Genomic DNA, 4,555 nt, shown 5'->3' on the forward strand with positions numbered 1-4,555 from the left:
TGGCACAAAGCGGACTGATACACTGTCCGCTATGAGCGAGAAGCGGATATTGTGTTTAAGATAATATCGCCTGTCTCAAACGACCACCAGAACCTAACGCTCAAGTAGATGTGTGGCAATTCCCCATCTGAGCGCAGTGCATTTTCCATCCAAAAAATCGAAAACGGAGTAACTCGCATTGGGATGAGCGTACCTGGTAAAGTTATCGATAGTCCCTTCTTTAAGTATTGCCAGCACTCCCTGACTGACATGCCCATGCGACACGATACATACGCACTGATGTTCTTTGGTGCCTTGGAGATTTTGTAAGAAACTTATTACTCGTTGAGTTGCCTGTGCTAATGACTCTCCCTCAGGCGGACAATACTCTGCATCAAATTTGAATAACGCATTTGCATCTTTCGGATGGTGTTGAAGGAGCTGTGCCGTTGACATGCCTTCAAACTGACCAAATGCCTGTTCTTTAAGGGCTGTTTCAGCTACAAGTGAGCAACTAAAGCACTCAGACAGGCTCTGTCCCATTTGCCAGGTACGACCAAGTGGAGAAGCGTAAACACGTTCAACCTGGTAATTATTCGCGTCAAATGCTGCCACTAAGGCTGAGGTTTGGCGCTCCCCCCGGAGGGTCAACGCACTATCGCTATGCCCCTGAATAAAACCGCTCTCATTCCACTCTGTTTCTGCGTGCCGAACAAGAATCACTTTCATTGTTAGTGGACCATGCATGTTTTTGATTTAAATGTCCCGATTCAAACATACCAGCCAGCTGTAGCGGAATGCTTTATGTTCCGGACGAAAAACAGGAAAAAGTTTAGCTGAATGCAAACCGGAATGGCCTGTCTCACGAAGGATGCATTGAGCGTAGATAATTTCCGCTCCTGGCACAAAGCGGACATGTGCAATAAACAATGTTCGCTTTGTGAGGAATTGAATGCTTTGTGTTTATAATTCAGAAATTGTGAATAAACACTGAAGATAAGTGCGTTTTCCTGAATGATAAATAGCATCATTGGGTTTTAACGATAGCCAGAACGAAACCATCCCATCCCTTTTCCCCCACAGTCTGAACTGCCGTCGCTTCAAGGCGCTCATCCTCAGAAAGCATTTCGACAAATTTTCGCAGGCCTATAACGTTCGGATCTTCACTACCAGATTCGATGACATTGCCACCGCGCACGGTGTTATCTCCTACGATAACAGTGCCTGGTTTCGACAATCTGATAGCCCATTCAAGGTAGTGGGGGTTATTCACTTTATCGGCATCGATAAAAATCAGGTCAAAAGGCGCATCAAGCGTGGGTAAGACCTCAAGCGCAACTCCCCTGTGCAACGTGACGCGTTCAGCCAGCCCCGCTTTATTGATGTTCTGGCTGGCCACTTCTGCATAATGCTCGTTGAATTCAATTGTCGTTATGCTTCCATGGGGAGGAAGAGCTTTGGCCATCCATATGGTGCTATACCCCCCAAGCGTGCCTATTTCAAGAACACGAACGGCACGTGACATTTGCATGAAAATAGCCAGCATTTTTCCCTGCAAAGAGGATACGTCATGTGTCGGCAAACCTTGAGCTGAGTTATTAGCGAGAGCGTATTTTAAATCTGAATCTTCAGGGGCTAGCTTTTCAGAAAACCATGCATCTACCTGGGCCCATTTATCGGAATCTTGTGAAGGGTAATCCGGAATACGCATATGAATTTACTCTCCTTAAAAAACTTCAGTAATGAGCCAGCCCGCCATCTACAGCATACTGGCTGCCGGTAACATAGGATGCGTCATCGGACAGCAGGAAAAGTGCAACTGCAGCGGCCTCTTCTGCTGTTCCGGTTCGGCCTAAAGGAACCTGGCTTACCACAAAATCTTCAAACTGCTGACGTGACTCTTCTGGCATAAAGTGCCTGAAGTTGGTTTCAATCGGACCCGGCACCAATGTGTTAGCGCGGATACCGTGTTCAGCCAGCGCTGATGCCCAGCTTTTGACCATAGCGATAATGGCACCTTTCGTCGCTGCATACAGACTTGTCATCGCCGCACCTTCATAGACAGAGGAGGAAGAAGTTACCAAAATGGACGCGCCTGAATTGAGCGATTCGGACAGGGCTGCCAGCTGTAGCATTGGGCCTCGCACATTAACGTTCATCATACGATTGAAAGAATCTGCCGTTACAGATTCCGGGGAGCCTACTTCAGCATAACCGCCATTTAGCCATAATCCATCAAGTGAACCCCAGTCGTTAATAGCCTCACCAAGCCCATGTATATCAGCTTCGCTTGCAGCATCGCTTTTCAGAATAAGCGAAGCTGCAGGAAGCAGACTGCGTGCACGCTCCAGTCTTTCTTCATTAAGACCGGTAAGGGCTACATGGCCACCTTCCGCGACAATACGCTGAGCGCCTGCCAGCCCCATGCCACTCGTGCCTCCAGTAATTAGTATCCGCTTGCCCTTAAATCTGCCCACGCTCACTCCCTTTCTCTGGTGGTGAAACCTGCATTTACCTTACGTAAATAAAACATGATTTGTCATCAGTTTCATCACGCAAAGATTGGCACAGCTGATAGCTGCTTGAATGTCTGGTTTTGGCACAAAGCGGACCGATACTTGCCAGTCCGTAGAGGGGGGCGGATCAGAATATCAGCGTGTCTCCGCACATGTAGGCAAGACTGCTGATGAAGGATGAAACGGGAAGTTTTTTCTTTAGCGGGAAGTTGATTAGCTTGATCCCATTAAGAAGGTGCACGTCGCAACGCCCTTCTGCTGTATGCAGAAACAGCTTATCTATGTGTCGGGCGGCGTAGTCACGGCATCGTTCACGGTTGCGCCTGTCGGCGAGGTTCAATGCGGCGATCCAATCTTTGGAACCTGCTACACCTCTGCTTCTGAGGGCGCGCAACTTCAGTTCACCCGCCCGTAGCTCTTTGCTCAGTTCCCGCACTTTCATTGCCAGCTCCGGAACGTCCGGAGCAATCTGGAGCGCGGCGATAAGCCGGTTGATGCTAAAGTTGAGTTCGACCAGACGGTTTTCTAGCCGACTGGCGGTGCCCACGACGGTTCCGTTTGCCTGCAGCATATCCATGCTGCACAGCAGGACATCCACTAGGGCAGCATCAACGTGATCACGGCGTATGGCCGGTTCGTTGCAGCGTTTCAGGCGCCTCATTGGACAGGCGTAATAGCCCCGGCCCTTTTTGTCGACGCTGGTCAAAATGATGGAGTGCCCGCACGTTCCGCAGTACATCAGCGATCTGAAAATATTAATGAGGTAAGGATTGTCGCTGACGCCAGGGTTACCGAATCGGGCGAGACGGACGCCCTGCACGTCGTGGAAGAGTTTGTCCGGAACCACCTGAGGAAAATACCCGCTGATTTCGCTTACTCCTTTTGCCATCGTCTGATAAGACGGAGTAAACGTGCCTGTCAGGGCCTTATTGCCAAGCAGACTTTCAATGGTGCTGGGATTCCATCGCCCGATTTCCCCCGTCAAGGTTGGAACGCCGCGTTCATTGAGCGTTTTCGTGATGCCATTGAGTGAGGAGCCTTTAAGCCTGAGCCTGAATATCACATTAATGGTTCTGGCATGTTCTTCAATCAGCTCAAACTTCTCACCGTCAGGCGAAACAGTCAGCCAGCGCGGGCAGCTGCGCGTAATGAGCTTTCCGGTTGCCGCCGCATCTTCCCGTTTTTTCTGCCAGGCCGCACGCATGCGTCGTGACTTCGTCTCGCTCTCTTCATTCGCACGTTGTGCGATGAGGATAGCTTTAATAAGGACATAGGGGTCATCAAGCGACTCGATGCTGTAGTGGGTATGATCGCACAGCGTGACTACTTCGACGCCGGACCGCAGGATGCTCTTCAGCCGCTCGGTGGCATCGCTGATTTTTTCACGTGAAAGCCTGTCCAGGCTCTCTACCAGAAGAACGGTTCCTGCAGCAATGTAGCCGTGCTCTACAGCGTCCAGAAAGTCGTAAAGCGCGCCGCGGGTGGCGTTCATACCGCTGTAAGCACTGAGACCCAGATCCTGGTAGGTTGTGTCATCGAGCTCATAATCCGGATGCTGGGACAGCCACTCAGAAATGAGTGCGTTCTGACGCCGCAGGGAGTCACCGTACTGCTGGGAAGCATTTGAAAATCTCACATAAGCTATGGCTTCTTTATCATGATGATCTCCTTCATATCGTGACAGCATGACACTTGTGTCGCTCAGGTTATGTGAAGGCAGGCACATCATCAGTTTTAATAGTCTGGCGTTTTTATCGTTAAGGATGGCCTTGCATGCGAGGACGGGACTTCTCTTTCTGTGCACGGCTTAAACAAAGCTGGTTCACGAAGGCGGTCGTCGACATTTATAAACGGGTTTCTAACATGTCAGTCAAGTCGATGGCGAGGTGGTTTCAGCCGCTGCATATTCCATTAGTCATGAGTCAACGCTTGCTATCTACAGTCGAATTACCCCAAACGGGATAACTTAATGCCGGCCTGGTGCTTAACCGCTGCGAAAAAATTGAATGGCATTATATTAATAAAAGGAATGATATGCGCCAGTGTCTGCTTTGAGCGAA

4 protein-coding genes are annotated in these 4,555 nt (G+C 49.7%); all 4 read right to left on the reverse strand.

The window, feature by feature from the left end:
- Positions 1-93: 93 nt before the first annotated feature.
- On the reverse strand, positions 94-708 hold the full coding sequence (locus FT726_RS26125; RefSeq protein ID WP_110957526.1) for a histidine phosphatase family protein: 615 nt from the start codon (positions 706-708) through the stop codon (positions 94-96).
- Positions 709-1,006: 298 nt separating this feature from the next.
- Complete coding sequence (locus FT726_RS26130) at positions 1,007-1,690, reverse strand: O-methyltransferase (RefSeq protein ID WP_346303729.1); 684 nt, start codon at positions 1,688-1,690, stop codon at positions 1,007-1,009.
- Between the two features lie 25 nt (positions 1,691-1,715).
- On the reverse strand, positions 1,716-2,456 hold the full coding sequence (locus FT726_RS26135; RefSeq protein ID WP_346303730.1) for an SDR family oxidoreductase: 741 nt from the start codon (positions 2,454-2,456) through the stop codon (positions 1,716-1,718).
- A 166-nt stretch (positions 2,457-2,622) separates the two neighbouring features.
- The gene (locus tag FT726_RS26140; protein ID WP_346303731.1) at positions 2,623-4,182 is read right to left on the reverse strand and encodes a recombinase family protein; all 1,560 of its coding nucleotides are present in this window, start codon (positions 4,180-4,182) and stop codon (positions 2,623-2,625) included.
- Between the last annotated feature and the right edge of the window lie 373 nt (positions 4,183-4,555).

Source organism: Pantoea sp. Morm, assembly GCF_016643525.1.
Taxonomy (GTDB): Bacteria; Pseudomonadota; Gammaproteobacteria; order Enterobacterales; family Enterobacteriaceae; genus Pantoea; species Pantoea dispersa.

Bases quoted from the DNA above. Each gene is read 5' to 3' on its own strand.
- FT726_RS26125 (WP_110957526.1), bottom strand. From the start codon at position 708: ATGAAAGTGATTCTTGTTCGGCACGCAGAAACAGAGTGGAATGAGAGC.
- FT726_RS26130 (WP_346303729.1), bottom strand. From the start codon at position 1,690: ATGCGTATTCCGGATTACCCTTCACAAGATTCCGATAAATGGGCCCAG.
- FT726_RS26140 (WP_346303731.1), bottom strand. From the start codon at position 4,182: ATGCTGTCACGATATGAAGGAGATCATCATGATAAAGAAGCCATAGCT.